Consider the following 26,889-nt stretch of genomic DNA (forward strand, 5'->3'; position numbering starts at 1 on the left):
GAATATTGCCGGGCCTGTTATCTTTTATTTCATCTCTTCCATTACCGTGTCCTCATAGGCATGCCTTTCTCCATTAAGTATATCCTTTACCCGGACCGGCTGACCGATTGTTGCGGATTCAAGCGCGGCAAATACGGTGCTTAAAGCTTCCAGACCCTTTTGCGCACTGGCAATTGGGGTTTTGCGGTTCAAGATAGCATCCCATAATTCAACGTAGGAATGGGCAAATGGATCCTGTACAATATCTGCCGCATATTGACTTACAATATCAACCATAGGGATGGTTGTTCCGTCTTCAAGTGCAACATGCCGACCGGGACGAAAACAGCCTTTGCTGCCGTAAATCCATACGCCCCCCATTTTTTCGCCGTGAGCAGCTGTACTGCACATCCAATGACCTAATCCCCCGTTCTCAAACCGGAAGACGGTGACGCTCGAATCCTCGCCTGTCGGGCGGATCGTTGATTTTCCGTCACTTAGCTCTTTTTCAAAAATGTCAGTGTAAGCAAACACCTCCTGAATGGGACCGTTCACTTCCGTAAACATATGCGTGCGGTGGACGCCATGATCGTTGATCCAACCGGCACCTGCCGTTCCCTTAAAATGCCGCCACGCAGTACCCGCAAAAAACGTCCGGTTCAGTGAAACTGTCGCGTAATCCAGCATCATATACACGGAACCGATCACGCCGTCTTTTACCGCTCTGGCCAAAGCTACATTTTCCGCACCCAAAACACTTGGTTCGGATACAGTTAGCACCTTTTTGTATTTGTCAGCATCTTGCAGCATCTTCCGCCCATAGTATGGCGAAATGGCTAACGGTTTTTGCATCTGCACATGAATGCCTGCAGCAAAGCAATTTTCCGCAACCGTATGATGCAAGTCATGATTGAGCAACACCGAAACCGCATCCAATGGTTCTTCCTCGATCATTCTAAGGTAATCGGTATATACCACCGGCCGTTTGCCTAACCGTTTATGGGCATTCTCTGCAAAAGCCTCTGCTCTTTCCGCATTGAGATCACATACGGCAGCCAAATGAAACGTTTCCTGATTTGCTTTCTTTAGCGCTTCTAATCCTTCCAAGTGAGCTGTCGAAATCACTCCGCAGCCGATAAAACCTATCTTCATTCTGGCTTCCTCCTATTATTCAACCGGTTTTCTGCTTCTAAAAAAATAATAGGACATCTGATAATAATTGGGAAGTACGCACTTTTTCTTTATCTGGTAACCTTGAGGTTACCTATAAGGTAGCTTATAATGAATAAAATTCGAGGTTGAACCAATGGAGGGATTCGATTGGAAATGCTGGATAATCATACAGTCACTAATCATTGTTCGATAGAAAGATCACTTGATATTGTCGGCGGAAAATGGTCTTTCCTTGTGATCAGAGAAATGATGTTTCATGATCAAAAAAGATTCGGGGAAATAAAGCGGGCGGTCCCCGGGATCAGCGCAAAATCTTTAACCGATACATTGCGCCATCTCGAAAACAAAGGGGTTATTATCCGGACGGCTTATGCTACAGTCCCCACAACCGTCGAATATTCACTTACTGAAAAGGGACATGCTCTCCACGGAATCATTCATGAAATGAAAAAATGGGGTACCGACTGGGCTTAGGCCGGCACAAGACACTAAGTACAAAATGGCAAAGCCAAGAATGAATTGTCTTGGCTTTGCCATTTTTAATTGGGTTATGAAAGGAAATGTCCCCGTGCTTCCTTAGCGGTTCAGCAGGCTGCCCACATACCGCAGCAGTTCATTGGCACAGGTCGGGCAGTAGCCATGACCGTCAATGAGTCTTGCGCATACCTCGTTGATCCGCTTCAACTGGCTCTCATCCGGCGTTTTGGAGGAGGTGGTGATTTTGACGATGTCCTTAAGGTCTGTGAACAGCTTCTTCTCGATGGCTTCCCGAAGCCGGTCATGATTGCTGTATTCGAACTTCTTCCCTTTGCGTGAATAGGAGGAGATGCGGATCAGAATTTCCTCGCGGAATGCTTTTTTGGCATTCTCGGAGATGCCGATCTGCTCTTCAATAGAGCGCATAAGCCGCTCATCCGGCTCCATTTCCTCATCCGTCAGCGGGTCACGGATTTTGGACCAGTTGCAGAACGCCTCGATATTATCCAGATAATTCTCGAATAGTGTCTTGGCTGATTCCTCGAACGAGTAGACAAAAGCCTTCTGAACTTCGCTTTTGGCCAGAATATCGTATTCCTTCCGGGCAATGGAGATAAAGTTCAAATACCGCTCCCGCTCCTCCTTCGTAATGGAAGCATGCTGATCCAGGCCGTCCTTGATCGCCCGCAGCACATCCAAAGCGTTCATGCATTGCAGATCGCCCTTGATCAGCGCACTGGAAATGCGGTTGATGACATAACGCGGATCGACACCGGACATTCCTTCATCCTGGAACTCGGTCTGCATCTCCTTCAAATCCGCTTCCTTGTAGCCTTCAACCTCTTCGCCGTCGTACATCCGCAGCTTTTTGACAAGATCCATGCCCTGCTTCTTGCTCTCCTTCAGACGGGTTAGTATCGAAAAGATTGCAGCGGCACGCAGTGCGTGAGGCGCAATATGCACATGCTTCATGTCGCTCTGGCCGATCAGCTTGGCGTAAATTTTCTCCTCTTCGGATACCTTCAGGTTATATGGAACAGGCATAACGATCATCCGGGATTGGAGTGCTTCGTTTTTCTTATTGGAAATAAATGTTTTGTATTCCGATTCGTTGGTGTGAGCGATGATGAGCTCGTCGGCACTGATTAATGCAAATCTTCCCGCTTTAAAATTTCCCTCCTGAGTCAGTGACAGCAGGTTCCACAGAAACTTCTCGTCGCACTTCAGCATTTCCTGAAATTCCATCAGTCCGCGATTGGCTTTGTTCAGCTCTCCATCGAAGCGGTAGGCGCGCGGGTCAGACTCCGAGCCATATTCGGTTATGGTGGAAAAGTCGATGCTTCCCGTCAGGTCAGCGATATCCTGCGACTTCGGGTCGGATGGGCTGAAGGTTCCAATGCCAATCCGTTCTTCCTCTGACAAAAGCACACGAACAACCTTGACCTTCTCAATATTGCCGCTATACTCGTTCTTCAGCCGCATCTGGCAGGATGGGCACAGATTTCCCTCAATGCGCACGCCCAGTTCCTTCTCAATATGCGGTCTTAGCTCCAGCGGAATCAGATGCAGCGGGTCCTCATGCATTGGACAGCCTTCAATTCCGTATACAGCGCCTTGATCGGTTCGTGAATATTGCTCCAGCCCACGCTTCAGCAGTGTAACCAGTGTCGATTTTCCGCCGCTGACCGGTCCCATCAACAGCAGTATCCGTTTGCGTACGTCCAGTCGCCGTGCTGCCGAATGGAAATATTCCTCCACCAGCTTTTCGACGGCCCGATCCAGTCCGAATATCTCCTGTTCAAAAAATTTATACCGTTTGCGTCCGTTGATTTCCTCTACACCATGCGACTTGATCATGTCGTAAACACGGGCGTGAGCGGTCTTGGCGGGAGAGGGGTCTTTTCTAAGCAGTTCTATATACTCCTTAAAGGTTCCGTTCCACGCCATACGCTCATTCTCTGCCCGATACGAAGCTATACGTTCAAATATGTCCATTGCTCGCTGCCTCCTCACCTTGCGCTCCAATGCCGAAGTAGCATTCAAAAGTGTATTACATAACTATGCAGCGAGACCGCAATAGTTGACCTCTTTTTTGCTATGATATAATAGAGAATCATTAAACAACCCCACAAAGTGGCGCAGGAGTGAAGATCTATGGCAGTACGGCATGAAACGGAGCTGTATGCTCCTTTGAAGGTTTTTTTTGAAAAACAGGGATATGAAATTAAAGGCGAGGTACGGACCTGCGATATGGTGGGAATCCGAATAGATGAGGAGCAGCCTCTGATCGTGGAGATGAAAAAATCGTTCAACCTCTCCCTGCTGCTGCAAGGGGTCGAACGCCTGAAGCTCAGTGAAAATGTTTATCTCGCGGTTGAGCGCTGCCGGGACAAGAAGGGTGCGGTGAACCAGCGCTGGGGTGAGCTTGGTGAGCTGTGCCGCAGGCTTGGCCTTGGGTTAATCACCGTAGTCTTCTACAAGACGAAGCCCCCTCAGGTGGAGGTACTGGTTGAGCCGGGCGAAGCACCGCCTGTACGGCGAACCGGCGGACGGCGTAAAGAGCGCTTGCTGTACGAGTTCCATGAGCGCAGCGGGGATTACAATACCGGTGGCAGCACGCGGGTCAAGCTGGTTACAGCCTACCGTGAGAAAGCGCTGCGCGTTGCTGCTGCGGTCCGGGACATAGAAGCCGAAACGGCCAATTCTGCGGTAAATCAGGCGAAACAGGCAGGTATAACCCCAGCTGAGCTGCGGAAGCGAAGCGGCGTTCCGGGAGCGGCAGCAATACTTCAGAATAACTACTACGGCTGGTTCATCCGCATTGTCCGCGGCCGCTATTCCTTGACACCGGCCGGAGCAGCCGCACTTTTGGACTATTCCGCCATAACAAACGGCTACAAGGCTTCGGGGGCTAGTTCTTAACAGTCAGCTCCAAAACGAAGAGGCTGTCCCGTTAGCCATTTTTATGGCTTTTGGGACAGCCCCCGCTGCCTCTTTACTCTATTCGCCAGCTCAGCTGCGGGCTGTAAACTCTGTTACAGCCTCACTCATGAGATTCATGCCCAGCAGCAGCTCATCCCGCCCGGGATGGCTGAAGTTAAGGCGGATATAATCCCCTCCGCCTTCCACACAGCATAAGGTACCCGGCATGAAGGCTACGCCCTTACCCAGGGCACATTTAAGCAGCAGGTTCGCATCCAAACCCGGGGGAAGAGATACCCACAGAAACATGCCTCCTCTCGGAAGCTCATAGAAACTGTCTTTCCATGCAGGGCGTTTAAGCAGCTCCGCCATCAGCTTCAGCCGGGTGTTATATTCACGGTTCAACAATGAGATATGCTCCCGCAAATCGAAAGCGGAGACATCAAGCAGATGATGCAGGAGCTGTTGGTTCAAGGAACTGGATTGCCAGTCAGCCATCCCTTTAGCCGCTCCCATCATGCGGATCAGCTCGGGACTCCCGGCGGCCCAGCCCGTCCGCAGCGCTGGCGCAACTGTTTTGCTGAAGGAGCCAATATATAGAACATGTCCGCTTCGGCTGTCATTCTCAAGTGCATATAGTGACGGATACCGCCTAGCGGGATGCTCTCCGTATTTCTCGAAATGAAGATCACCGTAGGAATCATCCTCAACGATAAGCACATTATGCGCAGCGCACAGCTCCAGCACTTCCTTTCGCCGCTGCAGGCTCCACAGAATGCCGCTTGGGTTCGTGAAGCTTGGAGCAGCGAACAGCATCTTCGGACGATACTTCCGAATCTGCTCCCGCAAATGATCCGGCAGCAGGCCCTCTTTGTCGCCCTGAACCGGAATAATAAGAGCCCCCTGCATTCGCAGTGCCTGCAGACAGCCGGGAGAAGTCGGGTGCTCTACGAGTACACGATCACCCGGATCAATATATACCCTGGATAACAAATCGACAGCCTGCTGGCTGCCCGTAGTAAGCAAAACGCCGCCTTCGGCAACGGATACCCCTTTGGATTTAAACCAGTCGCCAGTGAGCCATTCCCGCAGCGGCCCGTAGCCCGCGGGGTCTCCATACTGGAGAGCTTCGGCATTGGCTGAAATCACGTTGGATGCCGCCTCCGCCAGCAGGGATAGCGGAAATAATTCTTCCGCAGGCAGCTCTTCAGCCAGTGATATCAACGAGCCTCTTCTTGTCTCCGTCCGAATACTTAATAGCGGTGAAGATAAGAGCGTATGCGCGCGAGCGGAAAACTCATATTTCATAAGGCATCCCCCTTCCCTCGTACCCAGATTATTCCGGCCGGTACGGCATTATGTCACCCCGCAGAAGCTATGCATACATTTGCTTGTTTTGTCTTGAGAACAGTGCAAATTTCTCTATCGCCTGCGCTCTGGTGGAAACGTTCAGCTTCACATAGATCTTCCGTAAATAATTGTCGATGGAACGCCGGCTTACTTCGATTTCCAGAGCAATCTTATCATAGGTAATCCCCTGTACAATCCGTTCCATGATAAACGTTTCTGTTCCAGTCAGCTGCAGAACGCCATCATACACCTGTGTGGATGCTGTAGGCAGGAAACCTTTATACATCCATTCCAGTGGCATGGAGAGGAAGCCCTCCCTTAATCCCCCGATGAGCTGCAGCAGTTGCCGCGGTGATGCTCCTTTGGATAATAATCCGCTGGCTCCCAGTTCCATAAGCGGCTGTAGAAGCTCCATAGCGTCATCATCCGTCATCACAACAAAATGAGTCGAAGGAGAGCTTTTTTTCATGTCCACAAGTACACTTTCTACTTCGCTTTCCGGCATCCGGTAATCCATTAGAACCAGTTCCGGATGCATCTCCCGAACGATGTCAGCGCATTCTTTCCAGGAGGCGCACATTCCCGTTACGCTCAGCTCCCCCCCTTCCTCCAAAATCAACTTTGTCCCTAGCATGCTTGTGGGATGACAGCCCACAAGGACCACCTGCCATACCTTCATCATTGACGCTTTGACCTCCTGCTATTTATGTAATTTACCCAGAGTGGAAAGCGCCGCAGCGTTTCCGTTCAAACGCATTCAAGGATGTATGATGACTTGTCCATAATTTCCCTCTATTACCTTGTATACGTCCATCAGATATTCCAATCTATAGTAATTTTAGCTCAGTAGTTTAATAGGATGCAATTACTTTTTACCCAGTTTTCTCTCTCTTTCATTTTTGCGAAAGCAGCAGAAGTCTGATAGAATGGGAACTTGTAAAAATATAGCTTGAGGTGATGTAATGCAGTCGTCAACGGAATCGTCTCCGGTACACTCACGCCGCGTGACTACAACGAGGAACGGCCCTTCCGTCAAATGGTTCTTACTCTTCTGGATATTGATGATTGGTCTTGGCGTTTATGCTGTTTACAGCTATACCAATCATCTCAAGGATCAGGTACTGAACCAGCTCAGCCTGCAAACCCAGCAGCAGCTTAACATTTTGAAGACGGACTGAGAACTTGAAGAAAGAGATGGACCTGCTCAAATGATCACGTCTGTAAAAAGAGTCAACCGTTTCTTTATGCTTGCTACAGCGCCGTTCATTGGCCTGCTCTTATGTCTATGGCTATACAGCCTCCGCTTCAGATAGAGTTGAAGGTGGGACAATACGTACCCGGTACCGGTCCGGTCCAGGAGACGGCGGCGCTTAAACATGACCTTACTAAAGCGAAGGAAGCTGCAGCTTACACTATTCATTCCGTGAGTGCCAGCGCTAAATTGTACAAGCAGACAACCGCCGTTATGAATTCCCTGGTAAGTACGGCCAAAGCCCAGACCACCCGTCCTGAAATCATTTATAACCGCCGCATAACGGCTAAGCTGGGCTTTCCTTACGGTGTGATCCACAGCAGCCGCATTTCGATAGAGTTATACCGGATGAATCCGGGAAACTATAAAGGCTATGCTATGAAAATCAAACTCAAGGATCCTTCTGCGATGACGATGAGCGTGGGTCAAGGCAGTCCCGGCGGGTCGGAAACTACGATGCAGGCTGTAAGACGCCACGGCGCAATAGCCGGTATAAATGCCAGCGGTTTTGCCGATAAAGGCGGCAAACGTTATCCATTAAGCACAACCATTGTCGGCGGACAATATCTATCCGGGTTTGAGTCCAGCTATAAAGACCTCAGCTTCGTCGGACTGAACAAATCGGGGAAGCTGATTGGAAGAAATTCAAAACAAGCTCTATGGCATGGGAGTAACAGATGCCTACAATCTCGATGGAGGCGGTTCTTCTTCACTGATCTTTAACGGGAAAGTTGTAAACAAGCCATCCGATGGATATCTTCGCCCCGTCCCAACAAATTTCCTGTTTTTCGAATAATTATTTCAATTTGTCTATGCAACATGTCACAATTTCATTTATTTTTATGAAACAGCAGGTTATAATAAGGCTAACGCATTCTGTCATTTGGAGGTGCCCAGCATGTCTTTCTCATTGACCTTTTGGATCGTCACCCTCGTATTTGTATTGTTTCTGGCCGGCATCTTGACCTCTTCTTACATTGACGACAAGACAAAGGGTCTGTAAGTCGTCGGCACTTCGTTCCAAAAAAGAAAGAGCGCCGCATCAGCATGCAAGCGCTCTTTCTTGTGTAACTTTTGTGTACAGTGGGAGACGCTGACAGCGTGACTCCCGGGCCTTAGGCGTGTCTCTGCAATTGAGTCATTTCGGAGAGGCACGCAGCGCAAATATAACGATCCTTATATTCACTTACCTCTTCCATTGACCCGCAGAACACACATTTAGGACGGTATCGCTCTAAAATGATATGGTCACCCTGCACCAAAATTTCAACCGGGTCACCTTCATTCATTTGATACCTTTTCCGCAGGGATTTAGGTAGAACAATTCTACCGAGCTGATCCACTTTTCGAACTACACCAGCAGGCTTCATATCTTACGGACACCTCTCCTGTTCAACTATTTATAACTACCTACTTATTACTTCTTTCGGCTTAATGAAAGATTTCGATATAGAAATGTCGAATCCTGCTGAAAAAAATAAAAATCCATGACTTCTTTTAGACAAGTTCCGGAAAATCCAGCTGGCGAAGCGCTTCATACACAATAATCGCCGCTGAGTTAGATAAATTCAGCGATCTTACGGCATTGCTCATCGGCATGCGAATTCTTGTTTCCTTCCCCGCTTCCAAAATATCCGCAGGCAAGCCCTTCGTTTCCTTACCAAATACGAAAAAATCTCCGTCCTGGTACGTGAAATCGCAATAGCGTTTCTCGGCTTTGGTCGTTGCATAGAAAAAACGGCCTTCTGTGTACTTCTCTAATACCTCGTTAAAAGAATCATGATACTCAAGTTGTACAGCATGCCAGTAATCCAGACCCGCCCGCTTCAGCGTAGCGTCGTCTGTACGAAATCCAAGCGGGCGAACCAGGTGCAGATGAACCCCGGTTGCCGCGCAGGTACGGGCAATGTTGCCGGTATTCGCCGGTATTTCCGGTTCGACCAGTACAATGTGCAGCGCCATAATGGTTGTGCATCCTCTCTGTGTACTTGTTGTTAATTATAGCTTCCGGTCTCCAGGCAAACAGAAAACCTCCCACCAAAAGGCGGAAGGCTGGAAAATAAGGTGCATTAACCCTGACTTTGACGGAAATGATTCATGAAGTCAACCAGTGCCTTAACGCTTTCGTAAGGAACAGCGTTGTAAATGGAGGCACGCAGACCGCCAACACTACGATGACCCTTAAGTCCGATAAAGCCTTCTTTTTCCGCAGCTTTGACGAACTGCTTCTCTGCTTCCTCCGATTGCATCCGGAAGGTCACATTCATGATGGAGCGGCTGCCTTGTTCTGCAACCCCGCGGTAGTATCCATCGCTTCCATCGATGGTGTCATACAGCAGACCCGCCTTATCACGGTTTTTGGATTCGACGCCGGCCAAACCGCCCTGTTCCCCGATCCATTTCAACACTTCATTAACCATATATATGGAAAAAGATGGTGGTGTATTGTAAAGAGAGTTATTTTTGTAATGGGTGTTGTAACGCATGATCATCGGGATGTTGGAAGGTGATTCGGCAATCAGCTCTTCCTTGGCGATCACAACAGTCACGCCGGACGGTCCGAGATTCTTTTGCGCACCTGCATAAATCAGCCCGAATTTATTAACGTCAAAGGAACGGCTCAGAATATCACTCGACATATCCCCGATCAAAGGAATGGAGCCGGAATCCGGGAACTCGGCATATTGCGTACCTTCAATTGTTTCGTTGGACGTAACATGCAGGTAAGCGGCATTGTCCGCAGCCTGAATTGATTTCAAATCTGGAATGGCGAGAAAAGATTTATCCTCTGAAGAAGCGGCAACATGAGCGCCTCCGGCCAATTTAGCTTCCTTGAACGCTTTGTCAGCCCAGCTGCCTGTCATGACGTAGCTGCCCACCTGGCCAGCAGAGATGAAATTCATCGGAATCATGGCAAACTGAGTGCTTGCGCCGCCTTGTAAGAACAATACCTTGTAGCCTTCAGGATTGCCGAGGAGCGAAAGCAGACGTTCCTGTGCTTCATTATGCACAGATTCGTATATTGCCCCGCGATGCGACATTTCCATAATGGACATTCCGCTTTCCCGGAAATCCACGAACTCCGCTTGCGCGCGTTCCAGTACTTCTAACGGCAGCGCCGCTGGACCAGCGTTAAAATTGTATGCTCTCTTGCTCAAAATTCTCTCCACCCTTTCTCTCCTATGAATATGGATATGGATATGATAGCAATAATCTTACACACCATCAAGTATAATTATTCACATAGGGGGTCACATTGTACTTGCTCAAACGGTAAAAAACTGATAATTTCTGTTCCAGCGCTGGCTTTGTCCCGGTGCCAGATCTATGTTTATGAAGACCTCCGGGGAAATCACATGCCGTTCCCCCCACAGCACCATTTGGGACACCTGAAAATCTCCGCTTTCACGCATACCCGCACCGGTCGGCGTATGAAGCAGCTCCCAATTCAGGTCTTCATCTCCTCTTTCCCAACCGGTCAGCTTACAGTAAAAAGGTCTGTCCGGCGTTCTGCTCCAGCTTATTCTTCCCCCGGATACCTCTAATAATTCAGCAGTAAAAGACGATTCAGGTTCCTCTATTTTTACGCTGCCAGGCAGCCTAAGCTCATAATAGCTCCCCACTTCATTATTGTCGATTCCGATAAAATTGTGGACGTATTCCTCTGTTTGAAAATGCATTGAGCCTTTGTTTTGAAGCTCATAAGCAATATTCAGCTTATCCTGACTAAGCGAAATGGTTTTGGTCAGTTGAATACTGTACCCGCGGCATTCCAAGGGATGAACCGTGAATTTAATCCCATGGAGACCATTCTCCAAACTCACCTTGAACCGATTCACATGATAATCATGATTAAAAGTGTAGGGGAAATTATTATGCTTTTGCAGCAATCCTACACCAGGCTTCGGAAACCAGCCGCCAACCGGCGCATTATCGTATCCAATTGCCCGGGAAATGCCAAACTCATTGCATAATCCTTTGCCGCCGCTACCTTCTCCGGAAACCAGACTTTCCGGCACACAAAAGGTATGATTACCCGGCATCAGAGTTACTTGAGTTATAAACCCTGTCCAGTCGAAGCGAGAGCCTTGATAAGCTCCAACATCGGCAATATCAACAGTAAGAATCCCGTTCGACAGCGTGTAACCCATACATGCCCATCCTTTCACCAGCATAATGTTAAAACGCCCGCTACCGCCGTTAGCAGCGGAGCGGGCGCTCTGAAATGCATTCCTTGCGTTATGCCAACTCAACCTCTATTACATGACAGTTACCGGCCTGCAGGGACGTTAATTCCGCCCGGGGAATGATCACACCCTCTGAGCCGCGCTGCAGCGTCACTGGACTGCCGTTCATGATGACGGAAGATATTTGGTACTCTCCGTAATTGGAGCGTTCTCCGTTCTTGTAGAGCACCTTAAGCTCGCGATCTGCAAATATCGTTTTGATAGAAGCATTGCCCTCAGCGTCAAACTGCTCCCGTACCAGCTTCGGCTCCAGCAGCAGATCGCCAAGTTTGCCCTTGATCCCAAAAACCTCGGTAACCATGGTCAACAGCAGCCAGCTCGCCGAGCCCGTCAGATATGGATACATGCCTCTACCCTGTTCGTTAATGTACTCGGGGATGCCGGGATACATCCGGCTAGTCTCAAAATCGGTACTAAGCTGATATAGAGACTCCAGCACTTTCCTGCCTTCCGCAACATAACCGCGTTTATATAGCGCATTGCCATACATAACCGTCATATGGCTGAACATCGCCCCGTTCTCTTTATGCCCAAAAGCAAAACCGAACGCACGCCCCAAATTTTGCTGAATGCCTCCGAAGCGCGAGTTAAGTCTGTAGCCGATTTTTTCATCCAGCAAATTCCGCTCTACCGAAGCAATAATTTGCGGTACCTGCTCCTCAGAGGCGGCATGGCCCAGCAGCGGGAATACTTGACCGGTAAGTGTCATCCGGACACCTTCCGCAAATTCCCCTTCCACCCGTTCACTGTCGTTATTGTAATATCCGTTAAACCAGCCGTGTCCCTCTCCGCTCTTAACCCATTCATTGCGGCGCAAGTGACTGAAGATCCACTCTGCTTTTTGCGCCAGATCATCGGCCACCTGATCAATATCAAGGGTTGCCTTTACTCCGCTTACTTTATTGGGGGCAGCGGCATAGAAGCGATCCAGCAGCGCAAGCTTGCTTGGTACGGAATCATAATCGGCTTTATCCATGAAAGAATCCATAAGAATTGTAATTTCCTCGGCGACCTGGATCACCTTTTGACCGGTCCGTTCCTTAAGGCTGCGCAGCAGCAGGGAGATGTCCAGAAGATTACTGCCATAGAAAGCCGTAAAAGTTACACTTTCACCACGCTCCGCTCCCATATCCAGCCCGTCGTTCCAGTCGGCACCCTCCAGCTTGATGTTATTGTGCTCTCCTACATTGAAGAACGGAACAAGATTCTGCAGAAGAATGTGCTCCAGTATCGAACCCTTGTATAGATCGCCTGCGGCGGTTCTGAGATCACTGCCGGCGGCTGGATCCCAGGTATGATCGCGTTTCCGGCAGCGGCTCATAAAGGTATCGCGGAAATAGCTCTGTTTCTGATTCAGAAAATCGAGGTCACCGCTCTGGTTCAAATACAGCATCGTCGTTAGAAACGGCCAGGCCCCATGATCCATCCACACCCGTGGAATATTGTTGCGATCGGCAATGAACTCGCCGGGATGCTGACCAATTATAGTCGCATTGCTGCCATCTATCCGGACTCCCGCATAATTGTTGAACAGCAGACTCCGTACTTCTGCAGGCTCCATAATGAGCAGCGCCAGGCAATCCTGCCACAAATCCCGCCAGCCCCGGCCCCCCCGGCCATAATCATGGTAGGGCAGGAAGGAATTGCCGTATAGTCTTCTGAGAACCGGCTGCAGTGTTACCCATTTCATCCAGCGGTCGGCATCAGGATCACCTGTATTGAATTCCACTGTATTTACTTTGTCACTCCAGAATGTTTTATTCTCTTCCAGCAACAAATCAAAAGATGAGGAGGAGCCGTATTTCTCCATCAGTGCCGGGATATCCATTCTGTCATCCTCAATAGCCATTACTACTACATACGAAACACTTTCCCCCGGCATCAAGGCAACGGTGGCAAAACGAAGCCCGCCCAGCGCCTCATAACCTTCTCTATGTACACCCTCCCCTGCGCTGACATCCGGGTTCCGGTTGATCACTACGGCTTCAGGCCAGTCCAGGCTACCGCCTTCTCCAATAAAGTCTTCCTGCACCGGGAAAAATCCAACAGGAGCTTTGCCGCTCCCCTCCACTCCAAACACTCCATAGGAGGTGTGATTGACGCGGTGTCCGTGCTCATCAAAGGAAAGGGCAGGCTGCACCTCAATCCCGTAGTCAGAGGTATAAATCCGATGTAGCAGTGAGGTAACATGCCGGTGATCCCGGAGATCATCAGCTGAACGTGCATATAGAGGAATTGCGGCTGTCGGTGTCAGCGTAAGCTGCTTATCCCCGGCATTCGTAAGCACAACCTTCATTAGCTCCACCTTATTATTGCCGTTTGGTACAAAGCTGGTAATCTGGGCCGTTACCCCCAGCTTCTTACTGCTGCGTGTCACTCTATGCCATAAGAACCCGGCCTCCAGTTCAGCCTCGTCGGCTTCATCACCGTAGAATTCAGCATTTTGCCGGGCCGAGTTTCCTGCTGCTGACCAAGCTCCCTTCCCATGGGCATAAACCCAGAAATTGCGGGATGCACGGGAATTGTGCAGATCTTCAACCGATAGAGGAGGAGTAAGGAATGTATTATGCCCCGAGGTTGCCATACCGTGAAGCTTGGGACTTACCGAAGACATCATGCCGCCCTCATTCACAAGCGGAAAATACAAATAACTGCTTCGGTCCGGCTGCCGTAGTCTAAAATCTCCAGCAGAGCCTGTAAATTCCCAGCCCTGTCTATTTTTTTGTTCCACTTTTTTCATCCTCTCCATGATTTAAAAATCTTACGCTTTAACTGCTCCCGCCAATGCCCCGTCTACAATATACTTCTGGATAAATGTGTACAAAACGATGAGAGGGGTGGAGACGATCATGATGCCACAAGCCAGCATAGGCCAATTGTTGCCATATTGACCGCGGAATTCTTTGAGACCGAAGGTAATCGGATAGTTGGTCGGACTTGGCAAATACATGACCGGCCCCACGAAATCATTCCAGATGCCAATCGCTGTCAGAATAACGCCAGTGGCAATAACCGGCTTCATCAGAGGAAGTATGATCCGGAATAAATAGCGGTTGTACCCGCAGCCGTCCATACCCGCAGCTTCATCCAGCTCCCGGCTGATCGATTTAATATATCCCGTGAACATCATGAACACGATACCGGTGCCGCTAGTTTTCAACAGAATATAACCGAGCTTCGTATCATAACCTACAAACCCAAGATCCTGCTTCAGAGCAAGCATAAGCTTAAACTGGGCTACCATCGGATTCGGGAGAAACTGTGACAGCAGGAAGAATAGATAAATGAGACCGCTCCACTTCACATAACCCCTTGCCACCGGAAAAGCTCCAAACAACGATACAATCAGGGTCAGTACTGTGGCTACGCCCGTGTACAGGAGACTGTTAGAGAAATAATCGGAGAAATTCCCGTCGATCCAGGCTTCCTTGTAGTTGTTCCACTGAATATTTTTGACGATGCCGATCGGATCAAGCAGGTACTCTGTAAAGGATTTAAAGGAAACGTTGAAAACAAACAGTAGCGGTACAATATACAATACAAGCATCACCACAACCAAGGCGTAGGAGAGGATTAAGATGGATTTGGAATTTTTCATTAATGCTCCACCTCTCTCTTACGCATTTGTCTTACAGCAACCACCACAAAGACAAGAATAATCAGGAACTGCACAACAGAAAGCGCCGAGGGAAGTCCCATAGCCAGGCTGCCGCGGAACGTTTCTTTATAAACGTCATAAGCCATCGTTCTCGTGTTAAAACGTCCGTCGGTTGTAGCGAGAATAATATCAAAGGTAGACATCGCACCGATGATAGACAGCAGCATATTTACCGTGAAGGATGGTGCGATGAGCGGAAACGTAATATTTTTAAAAGATTGCCACTTGCTGGTCCCGTCAATATATCCGGCTTCATACAGATCCTTAGGTACAGATTGCAGACCTGCAAGAAAGATCAGCATGGAGTAGCCCATATACATCCAGATTTGCACAAATATGATATAGCCAAACGCATGGGTGAAGCTTCCGAAGAACATATCCTTATATCCGAACAACGAATTATACAGCTGATTTACGGGCCCGCTGAGCGGATCGAACATCATGCCCCATACCAGTGCGACAACGGCGACACCAAGCACAACAGGCAAAAAGAATACCGCCCGGAAGAAATAATCGCCTTTCAGCTTCTGATTGATAATCACAGCCACAAGCAAGGCAACGCCATTCTGTACAACTGTAACGATGAACATGAAATAAAGAGTCCGAATAATGGAATCCACGCGTTCGCCTGAATTTCCGGAGTAAAAAACATCGTAATAATTATCAAGACCTACGAATTTCATTTGGCTTCCAGGCACATTTGTTATATCCGTAAAAGAATATATGACCGTCATCACCGAGGGTCCAAAGTAAAAAATAACATACAGCGACAGCGGCACCATTAACAGCAGCAGCGGAACATATCGCGAAAATCCTTTTCCGAATGGATACATCTCCCTCACCTACCAATCCCTATTCAATAAATGATCGGGGTCTGCAAAGGACAGACCCCGAATCCTATACAGTATGTTTAGTGTGTTTCCTGCTTATTTAGGAGCAGCAGCTTCCCATTCTTTTTGCTGTACATCAGCCAGCTCTTTAGCGGTTTTAAATTCGCCGCCCGGAGACAGGTATTCAGTGTGTACGCCTTCGGCTGCAAGGTGCTCGCCGACATTGTCACGGTTGATCATCAGAATTTCATAGGCAAGCTCGAAATTGCCGGCCAGGTATGGAGAAAGTTCCTTATCGATAAACTCGCTCGCGGTTTGTATGCCGTCTTGAGTCGGCAGGAACCCTGCGGCTTTAACATATTCTGTGTAGTTTTCCGGTGCGGAGAAGAACTCAAGCCACTTCAGTGCGCCTTCTTTGTTCGGACCTTTTTCCGCAGCGTACCAGGTTACATCGTATTTACCGACCAGGGAATTATTCTTTGCAGCATCTTCTGTAGCAGGGATTGGGAAGTAACCGAATTTCAGGTCAGGGTTTGCTGTAGCGATCGTTGGTGCATCCCAGGTTCCATCAGCGATCAAAGCAGCTTTGCCTGTAGCAAAGAAGGAAGGAGCAGTTGCATAGTCAATGCCCATGAATCCATCAATAATGTACTTGTCTTGCAATGTCTTCATTTTCTCCAGTACTTCAACGGCTTCAGCATCATTGTAAGCGGTTTTACCCGTCCATACGCCTTCAATCCATTTTTGTTGATCGCCGCCACCCAGAATTTTAGCCTGCAGGCCAAATACCGGAAGTTTCAGAGGCCATACATCTTTACCGGCAACTACGATAGGCACGATGTTCTTAGCTTTCAGCGTATCGAGAGTTTTAATAAACTCGGTCCATGTAGTCGGAACAGTCAGCCCGTTTTGCTCGAAAATTTCTTTGTTGTAGAAGAAGCCTGACATGGCTACTTTACCTGTTGGCAGCGCATACACTTTGCCGTTGTAGGTACCAGCTTTAGCGATATCATTCGCATTATAGTTTTTCACAAAAGCCTGGTCGCTAAGATCGGCGATCAGCCCCGAATCAATCCATTGCTGCCAATCCGGAATCTTCGCACCCGGCGTCCAATCCTTCGGTGACAATCTCATTCCCGACAAATCAGCCAAAATATCAACGTCGCCAGCGGTAATTCTGGCTCTTTGCGCTTGCTTGTATTCATCATCAGGACCTGTAGTTGTGTACTCAACTTTATATTCCGGGTATTTCTCTTCAAACTTCTTGTTAATTTCTTCGATTGATTTATTAATGTTTTCTTGCTTCCAGTGCAAAATCTTAATCACTGTTTTCTCTTTAGCTACCGGTGCCTCTGTGGCTTCACCGGCTGCCGCGTTATCCGGAGCATTAGTAGCCTCGCTGTTCGCGTTTTTGTTACCGCCTCCGCATGCTGATAATGAGAGCAGGAGAATTGAGCTCAACAAGATTGCAGAAAGCTTCTTCTTAACCATTTTGTTACCCCCCGATTAAAATTGGTGTGAAAACATTACGAAACACTAATTCCTTGCCGAAATTTTATGTTCGAGTGTTCGGAAAGCGGTTTCGTTAAATTCATTATTGCACCGTTTCTGTATTTTGTAAAGCATTTTTCCAAGAGAAGTTTTTTGATGTTTTTTAATACATTTACATGTAAAAACCCTTATACATCAACTTTTATTAGCATTTATTGTTTCAATAATTGTTGACTCCCAGAAGCAAAACTTATAAAATAATAACGAAACTATTTTCGTAATAGTTCTAATAAGGTTAATAACAGACCAAGCCATTCTAAAGAAAAGCACCATAAAAGGCTTGTTTCTACAATAAGGGGGACCTATATGGCCTATAATATTAAAGATATAGCGAAACTCGCGGGCGTTTCTGTATCGACAGTATCCAAAATCATTAATAATTACAGTGAGATTTCGGAAGAAACAAAGACGCGTGTACTCCGGATTATGAAGGAAACGGGCTTTTCCCCTTCCAGTTCCAAGATGCCGGCTAATAAAAACTCCAATCTGATTGGAGTTATCTTTGCCGGAATGCTGAATGTTGATTTCACCCACCCTTTTTTCGTGGAGGTGCTGAACTCCTTTAAAAAACAAATGGGCTTACTCGGCTACGATCTCGTCTTTTTCTCCAATGAAAAATTTCAAAGCGGCGGCAATAATGATTATCTGGCCCGTTGTCAGCATTTTAATGTGGACGGCTGTATTCTGATCTCCGGTCAGGAGCTGGAGTCATCCATCCAGCAGCTGGACGAGAGCGCAATTCCCTGTATTGGCGTGGATATGAAGCTGTCCGGTCCAAGCTCCGGCTATATTATGTCGGATAACTATAAAATGTCTTCGAAAGCTGTGGAGCATTTTTATTTAATGGGCTACCGGGAGTTAGGTTATATAGGGAGCACATGGGAATCCGATATCTCCAACATGCGCGAAAGTGGTTACCGCAGCGCCATTGAAGGTTTTGGCCTACGGTTGAATGAAAATTGGTTCCTGAACGGGGAACATTTTTTCGAAGCCAGCGGTTATGAAACCATGCGTAGAATGATAGCGGCGGGTGATCTGCCCCGGGCTATTTATGCCGCCTCTGATCAGCTTGCAATCGGAGCGATTCGGGCACTCAAGGAGTTCTCTTTATCGGTTCCGGAGACCATTGCGATCATCGGATGTGACGATATTGAGGCATGCAGCTATACATCGCCCCCTTTAAGCACCATCAGGCAAAATAAAGAGAAGATCGGGCGACTTGCAGCATTGATGTTATACGATTTAATAAATAACCAGTCGGGTGCCAGTTCCTTTATAGTGGAGCCTGAGCTCATTGTACGGGAGTCCTGTGGCAGCAAGCTCAATCTAACTGCTCACTTCTGAATAACATCACTGCACCGCTGTAAAGAGGCGCTAAGACACTGTGACGCTATCCTTTACCCCATACAACCCTCAAACCTTATCAATTACAGAATAAACATGACATCACCTGTAACAAAAGAAAACCCTTGGGAAGTTTCCCAAGGGTTTTCCAATATCCATTAGTTTAAAGAAGTTTTATACATCGAAGTACAGGGAATATTCGTGCGGATGAACACGGATAGCAACCGCTTGTGCTTCGGAACGTTTCAGACCGATATAGTTATCGATAAAGTCTTTAGTGAATACGCCGCCTTCAGTAAGGAATTCGTAGTCAGCTTCCAGAGCGTCAAGCGCTTCGTCCAGTGTACCAGGAACGCTGCGGATCTTCTCTTTGTCTGCATCAGACAGTTCATAAATGTTCTTATCAAGAGGACCGTAACCCATCTCTTCAGGGTTGATTTTCTTCTTGATGCCGTCCAGGCCTGCCATCAGCATTGCGGAGAATGCCAGGTAAGGGTTAGCCGTGGAGTCCGGTGTACGGAACTCGATACGACAGCCTTTAGGAGTAACGGCTGCAACCGGGATACGTACTGCAGCAGAACGGTTACCTTTGGAGAATACGAGGTTAACCGGTGCTTCATAACCAGGTACCAGACGTTTGAACGAGTTGGTACTAGGGTTAGTCAGTGCGATCAATGCCGGAGCATGGTACAGGATACCGCCGATGTAGTGCATAGCCATTTCACTCAGGTTGGCATAAGATCCTTTTTCATAGAACAAAGGAGTATCACCGTTGAAGATCGATTGGTGCACGTGCATACCGCTACCATTATCGCCGAACAGCGGTTTTGGCATGAAGGTTGCTACCTTGCCATATTGACGTGCAGTGTTTTGAACGATGTATTTGTAAGTAAGGAGATTGTCAGCAGTTTTCTTCAGGGTATCAAAACGGAAGTTAATTTCCGCTTGTCCTGCAGTCGCTACTTCATGGTGATGACGTTCAATGCGCAGTCCTGCTTCAGCAAGCAAACGACACATTTCACTGCGGATATCCTGTTGGCTGTCTACCGGTGCTACAGGTACATAACCACCTTTAACGCCAACCTTGAATGCAAGGTTTCCGCCTTCATCTTTACGTGCTGTGTTCCAAGCGGCTTCTTCGGAATCTACGAAGAAGGAGGAACTGTTCATTCCGCTCTCATAACGTACATCATCAAAGATAAAGAACTCGGACTCCGGTGCAAAGAATGCTGCTGTTCCTACTCCGCTTGCTTGCAGGAACTCTTCTGCTTTTACAGCGATACCGCGCGGATCGCGCTCATAACGTTCGCCATCAGGAGTGAAAATGTCGCACATGATGTTAAGTGTCGGGTGAGCGGTAAAAGGATCGATGTATGTTGTACCAGGATCCGGCATCATTACCATATCTGATTCTTCAATACCGCGGAAGCCTGTAATGGAAGAACCGTCAAAAGCTACACCATTCACAAAAGTTTCTTCTTCTACTTCAGTAGCGGGCAACGAAATATGGTGGGCACGTCCACCTAAATCTACAAACCGAAAATCTACCCATTCGATGTTGTTCTCTTTAATCGTTTGCAACACTTTTTCAACCGACATGAATTTTTTCCTCCCCAAGTTACGAACATTAAGCCGTTCATAGTATGCAAATGTTCTTGTTTTGATTGTTTTTGCTGTCGTCATTATAAATCTCAAACCTAACATCGTCAATGCTTATGTAAGGTATTTCTTATTCCAATGTGAGATATTCTGACGCTTTAGTGAATTTCATTGCAACTGATCATTCTATCACAACTTTCGCAAGGGTCAAAACCGCAAGACAACCCCTTCCCCCGCCAAAAGCGGAAGAAGAGGGCAGGTATATGTTATCGTTTGGTAAGTTTATACTGTAGGAACCACTTCCTGGAAAGTGGAGAATTTGCGCCCCACCAGCGGGGCTAGCTTCTCCAGATCCTTCAATAAATTGCTGAATTGATCAGGGAACAGGGATTGAACTCCATCCCCTGTCATAGAATTGTCCGGATCGGTATGCATTTCAATGATCAGGCCGTTTGCACCGGCGGCAACCGATGCCTTCGCCATAGGCTCCACGAGTTCACGGCGCCCTGTTCCATGACTCGGATCAGAGATGACCGGGAGATGGCTCAAACTTTGGAGTACAGGAATTGCAGAGAGATCCAATGTATTGCGGGTGTACGTCTCAAAGGTGCGGATTCCACGCTCACAAAGCATTACATCCCGATTTCCTCCCGCCAAAATGTACTCGGCTGCATTAAGCAGCTCGTCATAGGTAGCACTGAAGCCGCGCTTCAGCAGCACCGGACGTCCGCAGGTTCCAAGCTTGCGCAGCAAATCGAAGTTTTGCATATTACGTGTTCCTACCTGCAAAATATCGGCATGCTCGGCGCAAATATCCACATACTCTGGCGTCATTACCTCAGTAATTGTCAGCAGTCCGTGACGTCTGCCCGCTTCAGCCATCATGGTCAGACCTTCTACCCCAACACCCTGGAAGCTGTAAGGTCCGGTACGAGGTTTAAATGCGCCCCCGCGGAGCACCTGTGCACCTGCCGCTTTGACAAGACGTGCTATTTCATCAATCTGCTCCGGTGATTCCACTGCGCAGGGTCCTCCCATAATAGCGAGGTTCTCTCCGCCGATCTTTACGCCGCGTATATCAATAACGGTATCCTCCGGATGAAAATCACGGCTGGCCAGCTTGTAGGACTTTGTGATTTTGACAACATTCTCCACGCCCTTCATTTGCCGCAGATGCTCCGCCAGCTTTGGAGTAACTCCCCCTACCAAACCTATGACCGTCCGGTCCGCTCCCCGCGAAATATGTACCTGCAGCCCTTCCTTCTCAATCACAGAAATAATGTCCTGAACCTGCTCTTCCGGTGTTTGGTTGGATGTAATAACGATCATAATAAATTCTTCCCTTCTCAACTGTATATTATTTAAATTTCATAAAATACTATTTCGCTAAGACGCTTTTAAGCTTTTATGCTTTTAATCACTAAAGCAATATTAATCGAATTTTTCCAATTCGTCAACCCCGACCAGGCAACAAACTTTCAGCGAAACCCTCTTTCGGTGTTGTGAGTACACTGAAGCCCTCATGAAAGCAGGATACAGTGTACTCTTTGCTATTTAAGGCCAATCAGGCGAATTGTTCATTCGTCCTTACGATGGACTCGCGGTCTTGCTTGTATTCTTAACCGGTGGAAGCAACTTCGCCATGTTCACCGTACGCTTGATTTCCCAAGTCTCGGGAAGCGCAGGATCGTACTGCTCCAGATATGCGATAACTTCCTTCGTAATCGGTGTAGGTGTAGAAGCGCCGGATGTAACACCCACCTTGGTGATACCCTGCAGCCATTCCGTTTTCAGCTCTGATACGTCAGAAATACGGTATGCGGGTACGCCCGCAATTTCTTGTGAGACCTGCGCCAGACGATTAGAGTTGTTGCTGCGCGGATCTCCAACTACGATGACAAGTTCCGTCTGTCCCGCCTGCTCGGCTACGGCTTCCTGCCGTACCTGAGTTGCCATGCATATCTCGTTATGCACTTCAGCACCCTGGAAGTTCTCCAGCAGTTTTTTCATGATATGCTTGATATCCCATTGGCTCATCGTCGTCTGGTTCGTGATCACAATACGCGATGACGGAATAGACAAAGAAGCTATCTCTGCTTCCGTTTCAATCAGATGAACATGCTCCGGGGCAATGCCGACGGCACCCTCAGGTTCCGGATGTCCCTTCTTCCCGATGTAAATGACTTCATAGCCCTCTTCGACCTTTTCTTTAATGAGATCATGCGTCTTGGTTACATCGGGACAGGTGGCATCCACAGTGGTCAGCCCCTTCGCCCGGGCCATTCTGCGTACCTCCGGCGAAACGCCGTGGGCTGTGAAGATAACGGTACCGCTGTCTATTTTGTCCAGAATATCAAGACGGTTGTGGCCGTCCAGTGTAATAATGCCATCGTCCTCGAATGAGTTGGTAACATGACTGTTATGAACAATCATTCCCAATATATAAATCGGCCGGGGCAAATCGAGGTTTTGTGCAGCCTGCCGCGCCATTACCATGGCATCGACGACACCATAGCAATATCCCCGGGGAGAAATTTTAATGACTTCCATGACTTCACCAGCTTTCTGCTGTCATTGACTGTAATATAAGACCCGCTTAATTATACCCTACTCCAGCGGTGGAGCAAAGAGAAGCGGCAGCCAGATCACAAATGTTGTTCCCTCACCCTGCCGTGTGACAACCTCGACCGAGCCTCCATGCTCATCTATTATCCATTTGGCTATGGACAGTCCGAGACCGATCCCCTCGGTAATCCCGCGGGATTCATCTGCACGATAAAAACGGTCAAAGATGTGCGGAACCTCGTTTTTGTCCATCCCAATGCCGGTATCCGTTATGCGGATCCCTATCTGGCTCTGATAAAATACAGTGTCCAAAGACACCGTGCCAGACGGCGTGTATTTGAAGGCATTATCAATAAAGATAAACAGCATTTGCTGTAAATAATCCTTATTCCCGACGATATATTTGCCATTTAACTGGGTCATATCGCCTACCGCCCATTCCGCCTGATGGGGCAGAAAAGCGGCGCGGCGTGCTACGTCTGTCATCATAGGCTCCAGCGCTACCGGCTCCTTGTCAAAGGTGCGCCCCGTATCTGCGCGGGCCAAAGACAGCATATCGGCTACGAGCCGGCTCATTCGTTTAGCTTCGTCGGCAATGTCACGCACGGACTCTACGGACATCTGACGAATCGCGGCTTCATCCAGCGAAGGATTTTGTCCGGGTTCCAGCTCCCATACCTTCTGCAGCAAATCAATGTTCCCGCGTATGGTCGTCAGCGGAGTCCTTAGCTCATGCGAAGCATCAGAAACAAAGCGCCGCTGCGCGGCATAAGAATCCTCAAGCTCCTTATAAAAGCCTTCCATACGCCCAAGCATGCTGTTGACCGTCTGAATAAGTCTGCCGATTTCATCGGGAGGCCCGTCATATTCGATCCGTGAGCTAAGGTCTGTTCCGGTCTGAATGCCGTTTGCCGCCTCAATAACTTTACCTATCGGGCTCATCGATTTCCGCGCCAGGAACAGGCCGAAGGTGAACGCTGCCAGCAGCATAGCAAATGAGCCGACGAGGAGGATATTTTTCAACCTTTCCAACTGCTTATCTTCCTGACTGGTCGGTGCCGCAACCTGAAGCACTGCCAGAGGCTTGTTGTCAGGATTCAATAGAGGCATCTGATACATAATGAAATGATAGCCTTCCAGACTTAGCTGCTTAAATCCTTTTTCGTCCTGTATTCTTTCACGCTCAGGAATATCGAATTTCAAGCCAAGGTTGCTCATAGTATCCGATTGCTGGATCATTTTGCTGTCATAAATATAAATTTGCACCACCATATTGGCTTCTTCCAAACGATCCGCTTGGGTTAAATTCACATCAACATTCAATAAGGAACCATCATAATCCCAATGAGGCCTTAGCTTCAGTTGTTCCGCCTGTCTTTGCACACGATCCTTTAGATCGCCATACGTATTAATATATACAAAACCGTAAATTGCGGCTGAAAAGGCCAGCAGCATAACGGCCAAAATCCCTGAATACCATGCAGTCAGCCGCAATTTTATCGACATATTAATTGTCACCTCTTAGAATATAACCGGCTCCCCGGATCGTTTGAATCAGGCGTTTACCTCCATGCTCCTCTGTTTTTTGACGAAGCATCGCTATATACACCTCAAGCACATTGGATTCTCCACTGTAATCATAGCCCCAAATTTTATCCATGATAAGATCACGGGATAAGACCCGCTTGGGGTTCTGCATGAAGAGGTGCAGCAATTCAAATTCTTTGGCTGTGAGCTCCAGGCGCTTGCCGCCACGCGTTACTTCACGGGAGTCTACATCTAAGATTATGTCCTCATAATGAACTGATTGATCCAGACTCCCGCTTTGCTCACTCTTACGACGCAGCAGTGCACGGACACGTGCCAAGAGCTCCTCCAGGGCAAATGGCTTAACCAGATAGTCGTCCGCTCCCATATCAAGCCCTTTTACCCGGTGTTCCACTTCATCCTTTGCCGTAAGCATTAATATAGGCACAGAGCTTCCGCCCTCCCGCAGCCGCCGGCATACTTCGAATCCGTCCACCTGCGGCATCATCACATCCAGAATAACCACATCCGGATCACTATTCAGAACAGCACGCAGTCCATCGGCCCCATTCACAGCGGTTTTTACATCATAGCCTTCAAAAGCAAGGCCCCGGCGGAGCATGGATATGATTTTCTCGTCGTCATCAATAATTAAAATATTCGGTCGCATCAAGCAGCCCCCATTGTCCTGTCTGTTTAACAACTATTGTATCAATGAATTCGTAGATTGACATCCCGGTGCAGCAAAAACGGAAGGGCTGCCCCTTCCGCTTCTGAATTCCCCGTCCGGATTGGTTACTGTCGCTGAGTTTGAGTAGTATCGAAGTCGTTTTTGTTACCGATCGTAATCGGAAGATCCAGCGTTTTACCATCGCGGACTACATTCAGCGTGGCTTTGTCACCAACCTTAAGGGTTTGAATGAAATCGACCAATTCCTGACTAGTTGCATATTTTGTGCCGTTTACCCCTGAAATGATATCATAAGGGCGCAGATCGGCTACGTAAGCAGGGGACTTATAAATAATCTCAGCTACAACGGAACCTTCTTTAATATCAGTGCCCATTTGTTTGGCCACTTCATCCGTAATCGTCATAAGAGATGCGCCGATAAAGGGAACCGGTTCTTTCGGAATAGCCTGATTTGCTTCAAGCTTATCAAGAACTTCTTTAATCGTGTTTACCGATATAGCGAAACCGATACCTTGCGAATCCGTACTGACAGCTACGTTCATGCCTATGACTTGGCCGCTCATATTAAGCAGTGGACCACCGGAATTACCGGGGTTAATCGAAGCATCTGTCTGCAGCAGGTCCTTATAGTTGCGGGTGCCGCTGCCATCTTCTTCATTGATATCAATACTCCGTCCTTTGGCACTCAGAACACCGGCTGTTACCGTATGATCGAAGCCCTGAGGGTTACCGATTGCCACTACCTCCGAGCCTACCTTCAATGAATCGGAATCACCCAGCGCCACTACAGGAAAGCTGTTGTCTCCCTCTATTTTCAGAACAGCCAAATCCAGATCCTTGCTGGAGCCCAGCAGCTTCGCTTCATAAGGTTTGGTATTGCCATCCAGTGTGACCTGAATAACATCCGCACCATTAATTACGTGCTGGTTAGTCAAAATATATCCGGCTTTATCATAGATAAAACCTGTTCCTATTCCATAAGGGACCAGCTGTGTATTCGAGTCCGATTGGGACCCTGAATCCGGCTGCGACTGCTGCGGAGAACCAAACTGGTCACCGAAAAAGAATTGGGAGAACGGATCGCTCAAATTAGGATTGCTTTGACTTCGCGAACTGGAATTCACCAGGGTCTCAATCTTGACAACTGCTGGTCCTACACCATCCACTACGCTTGAAACATCTCCTGATCCGGTGATCAAAGCTGTAGTAGCAGTGGAAGGTGCTACGCTTGCACTCTCACTGGTCGCCTTAGCAGCCGCCGTTACGGAAACCGCTTCAGGTTCTGAGGTGAACCAGTTGCCCCGGTCTGCCGCAAACATAGAGCCTGACAGAACGATCATCCCGGCCAGAAAAGAAATCAGCACACTCTTGAAAGAGCTCTTCGGCTTGCGGTTATACTGCCAACCGTTGCCGCCGTCAGAGCCATTCCCTCCATTTCCGTTACGGCCTCCTCCGTTTCCGTCAAAGCCGGTGGTACGAATGGATGTGCTGTAAGGAATCGGCTTCACAGGCTGTGGAGGTGTAATCTCAACCCGCTCCGGCTCCCGCCGATTATAATGCTCTACCCCATCCGATTCATCCTTGTTAATAGATTTAAAAGGTCCATAGGAATAATAGTATGATGATCCTGATTCGGACTGACCGCTGCCGCTGTTCCAATCCCGATCCGGTGACGGTTCATTATCACGAGTGAATCTGTTTTTGTTGTCGTCCATGTTTCTTAC

General features: G+C 48.2%; 22 protein-coding genes and 1 pseudogene. 5 read left to right on the top strand and 18 right to left on the bottom strand.

What is annotated here, in order from left to right; all coding sequences use genetic code 11:
* Positions 1 to 24: 24 nt before the first annotated feature.
* A complete protein-coding gene (locus PaeBR_RS19200; RefSeq protein WP_410512116.1) occupies positions 25 to 1,131 on the bottom strand; it encodes a Gfo/Idh/MocA family protein in 1,107 nt (368 codons plus the stop codon).
* A 174-nt stretch (positions 1,132 to 1,305) separates the two neighbouring features.
* Between PaeBR_RS19200 and PaeBR_RS19205 the strand changes: the two genes are divergently transcribed.
* The gene (locus PaeBR_RS19205) at positions 1,306 to 1,626 is read left to right on the top strand and encodes a winged helix-turn-helix transcriptional regulator (protein ID WP_410515242.1); all 321 of its coding nucleotides are present in this window, start codon (positions 1,306 to 1,308) and stop codon (positions 1,624 to 1,626) included.
* A 102-nt stretch (positions 1,627 to 1,728) separates the two neighbouring features.
* On the opposite strand, the gene PaeBR_RS19210 is transcribed toward PaeBR_RS19205, so the two are convergent.
* Positions 1,729 to 3,624 carry a PrkA family serine protein kinase gene (locus tag PaeBR_RS19210; protein WP_410512117.1) on the bottom strand — a complete coding sequence of 632 codons (1,896 nt, stop codon included), beginning with the start codon at positions 3,622 to 3,624 and terminating at the stop codon, positions 1,729 to 1,731.
* A gap of 159 nt (positions 3,625 to 3,783) precedes the next feature.
* Here PaeBR_RS19210 and PaeBR_RS19215 point away from each other — a divergent pair, with 159 nt between their 5' ends.
* Positions 3,784 to 4,551: a DUF2161 family putative PD-(D/E)XK-type phosphodiesterase gene (locus PaeBR_RS19215; RefSeq protein WP_410512118.1), complete on the top strand. Its 768-nt coding sequence runs from the start codon at positions 3,784 to 3,786 to the stop codon at positions 4,549 to 4,551.
* A 90-nt stretch (positions 4,552 to 4,641) separates the two neighbouring features.
* Here the strand turns inward: PaeBR_RS19215 and PaeBR_RS19220 are convergent, their stop codons facing one another.
* Together PaeBR_RS19220 and PaeBR_RS19225 are read right to left on the bottom strand one after the other, a co-directional pair.
* Positions 4,642 to 5,859 carry a PLP-dependent aminotransferase family protein gene (locus PaeBR_RS19220; protein WP_410512119.1) on the bottom strand — a complete coding sequence of 406 codons (1,218 nt, stop codon included), beginning with the start codon at positions 5,857 to 5,859 and terminating at the stop codon, positions 4,642 to 4,644.
* 67 nt (positions 5,860 to 5,926) lie between these two features.
* Positions 5,927 to 6,583, bottom strand: a complete 657-nt coding sequence (locus PaeBR_RS19225; RefSeq protein WP_410512120.1) for a response regulator — start codon at positions 6,581 to 6,583, stop codon at positions 5,927 to 5,929.
* 280 nt (positions 6,584 to 6,863) lie between these two features.
* Here PaeBR_RS19225 and PaeBR_RS19230 point away from each other — a divergent pair, with 280 nt between their 5' ends.
* Both PaeBR_RS19230 and PaeBR_RS19235 read left to right on the top strand, forming a co-directional pair.
* Entirely contained in the window at positions 6,864 to 7,079 is a 216-nt protein-coding gene (locus PaeBR_RS19230) for a hypothetical protein (protein ID WP_410512121.1), read from the top strand.
* Positions 7,080 to 7,109: 30 nt separating this feature from the next.
* Positions 7,110 to 7,949, top strand: a pseudogene (locus PaeBR_RS19235) (phosphodiester glycosidase family protein).
* Between the two features lie 319 nt (positions 7,950 to 8,268).
* On the opposite strand, the gene PaeBR_RS19240 reads toward PaeBR_RS19235, so the two are convergent.
* The 8 genes from PaeBR_RS19240 to PaeBR_RS19275 form a co-directional block, all read right to left on the bottom strand.
* Positions 8,269 to 8,523: an AbrB/MazE/SpoVT family DNA-binding domain-containing protein gene (locus PaeBR_RS19240; RefSeq protein ID WP_379133042.1), complete on the bottom strand. Its 255-nt coding sequence runs from the start codon at positions 8,521 to 8,523 to the stop codon at positions 8,269 to 8,271.
* Between the two features lie 127 nt (positions 8,524 to 8,650).
* Positions 8,651 to 9,115 (bottom strand): tRNA (uridine(34)/cytosine(34)/5-carboxymethylaminomethyluridine(34)-2'-O)-methyltransferase TrmL, encoded by a 465-nt coding sequence (gene trmL, locus PaeBR_RS19245; protein ID WP_410512122.1) that lies wholly within the window; start codon positions 9,113 to 9,115, stop codon positions 8,651 to 8,653.
* Between the two features lie 107 nt (positions 9,116 to 9,222).
* Positions 9,223 to 10,314: a 3-phosphoserine/phosphohydroxythreonine transaminase gene (serC, locus tag PaeBR_RS19250; protein WP_410515243.1), complete on the bottom strand. Its 1,092-nt coding sequence runs from the start codon at positions 10,312 to 10,314 to the stop codon at positions 9,223 to 9,225.
* 105 nt (positions 10,315 to 10,419) lie between these two features.
* Positions 10,420 to 11,406 (bottom strand): hypothetical protein, encoded by a 987-nt coding sequence (locus PaeBR_RS19255; RefSeq protein ID WP_410512123.1) that lies wholly within the window; start codon positions 11,404 to 11,406, stop codon positions 10,420 to 10,422.
* The gene (locus PaeBR_RS19260) at positions 11,393 to 14,131 is read right to left on the bottom strand and encodes a GH36-type glycosyl hydrolase domain-containing protein (RefSeq protein ID WP_410512124.1); all 2,739 of its coding nucleotides are present in this window, start codon (positions 14,129 to 14,131) and stop codon (positions 11,393 to 11,395) included. Before PaeBR_RS19260 ends, PaeBR_RS19255 begins: the two co-directional genes overlap by 14 nt.
* A gap of 30 nt (positions 14,132 to 14,161) precedes the next feature.
* Complete coding sequence (locus PaeBR_RS19265; protein ID WP_410512125.1) at positions 14,162 to 14,998, bottom strand: carbohydrate ABC transporter permease; 837 nt, start codon at positions 14,996 to 14,998, stop codon at positions 14,162 to 14,164.
* Positions 14,998 to 15,891, bottom strand: a complete 894-nt coding sequence (locus PaeBR_RS19270) for a carbohydrate ABC transporter permease (protein WP_410512126.1) — start codon at positions 15,889 to 15,891, stop codon at positions 14,998 to 15,000. Before PaeBR_RS19270 ends, PaeBR_RS19265 begins: the two co-directional genes overlap by 1 nt.
* A 93-nt stretch (positions 15,892 to 15,984) precedes the next feature.
* A complete protein-coding gene (locus tag PaeBR_RS19275) occupies positions 15,985 to 17,379 on the bottom strand; it encodes an ABC transporter substrate-binding protein (RefSeq protein ID WP_410512127.1) in 1,395 nt (464 codons plus the stop codon).
* A 366-nt stretch (positions 17,380 to 17,745) separates the two neighbouring features.
* Here PaeBR_RS19275 and PaeBR_RS19280 point away from each other — a divergent pair, with 366 nt between their 5' ends.
* Positions 17,746 to 18,783: a LacI family DNA-binding transcriptional regulator gene (locus PaeBR_RS19280; RefSeq protein WP_410512128.1), complete on the top strand. Its 1,038-nt coding sequence runs from the start codon at positions 17,746 to 17,748 to the stop codon at positions 18,781 to 18,783.
* Between the two features lie 174 nt (positions 18,784 to 18,957).
* Here the strand turns inward: PaeBR_RS19280 and glnA are convergent, their stop codons facing one another.
* The 6 genes from glnA to PaeBR_RS19310 all read right to left on the bottom strand — a co-directional run bounded on the left by glnA (position 18,958) and on the right by PaeBR_RS19310 (position 26,880).
* Positions 18,958 to 20,382 carry a type I glutamate--ammonia ligase gene (gene glnA, locus PaeBR_RS19285; RefSeq protein ID WP_410512129.1) on the bottom strand — a complete coding sequence of 475 codons (1,425 nt, stop codon included), beginning with the start codon at positions 20,380 to 20,382 and terminating at the stop codon, positions 18,958 to 18,960.
* 282 nt (positions 20,383 to 20,664) lie between these two features.
* Positions 20,665 to 21,711 (bottom strand): 3-deoxy-7-phosphoheptulonate synthase, encoded by a 1,047-nt coding sequence (gene aroF / locus PaeBR_RS19290; protein WP_410512130.1) that lies wholly within the window; start codon positions 21,709 to 21,711, stop codon positions 20,665 to 20,667.
* Positions 21,712 to 21,969: 258 nt separating this feature from the next.
* On the bottom strand, positions 21,970 to 22,932 hold the full coding sequence (locus PaeBR_RS19295) for a 4-hydroxy-3-methylbut-2-enyl diphosphate reductase (RefSeq protein WP_410512131.1): 963 nt from the start codon (positions 22,930 to 22,932) through the stop codon (positions 21,970 to 21,972).
* A 57-nt stretch (positions 22,933 to 22,989) separates the two neighbouring features.
* Positions 22,990 to 24,453 carry a sensor histidine kinase gene (locus PaeBR_RS19300; protein WP_410512132.1) on the bottom strand — a complete coding sequence of 488 codons (1,464 nt, stop codon included), beginning with the start codon at positions 24,451 to 24,453 and terminating at the stop codon, positions 22,990 to 22,992.
* 1 nt (position 24,454) lies between these two features.
* Positions 24,455 to 25,144 (bottom strand): response regulator transcription factor, encoded by a 690-nt coding sequence (locus PaeBR_RS19305; protein ID WP_410512133.1) that lies wholly within the window; start codon positions 25,142 to 25,144, stop codon positions 24,455 to 24,457.
* 125 nt (positions 25,145 to 25,269) lie between these two features.
* On the bottom strand, positions 25,270 to 26,880 hold the full coding sequence (locus tag PaeBR_RS19310; RefSeq protein ID WP_410512134.1) for a S1C family serine protease: 1,611 nt from the start codon (positions 26,878 to 26,880) through the stop codon (positions 25,270 to 25,272).
* Positions 26,881 to 26,889 lie beyond the last annotated feature (9 nt).

The sequence above is a fragment of the Paenibacillus sp. BR2-3 genome (assembly GCF_046529485.1).
In the GTDB taxonomy this organism is placed as follows: Bacteria; Bacillota; Bacilli; order Paenibacillales; family Paenibacillaceae; genus Paenibacillus_AQ.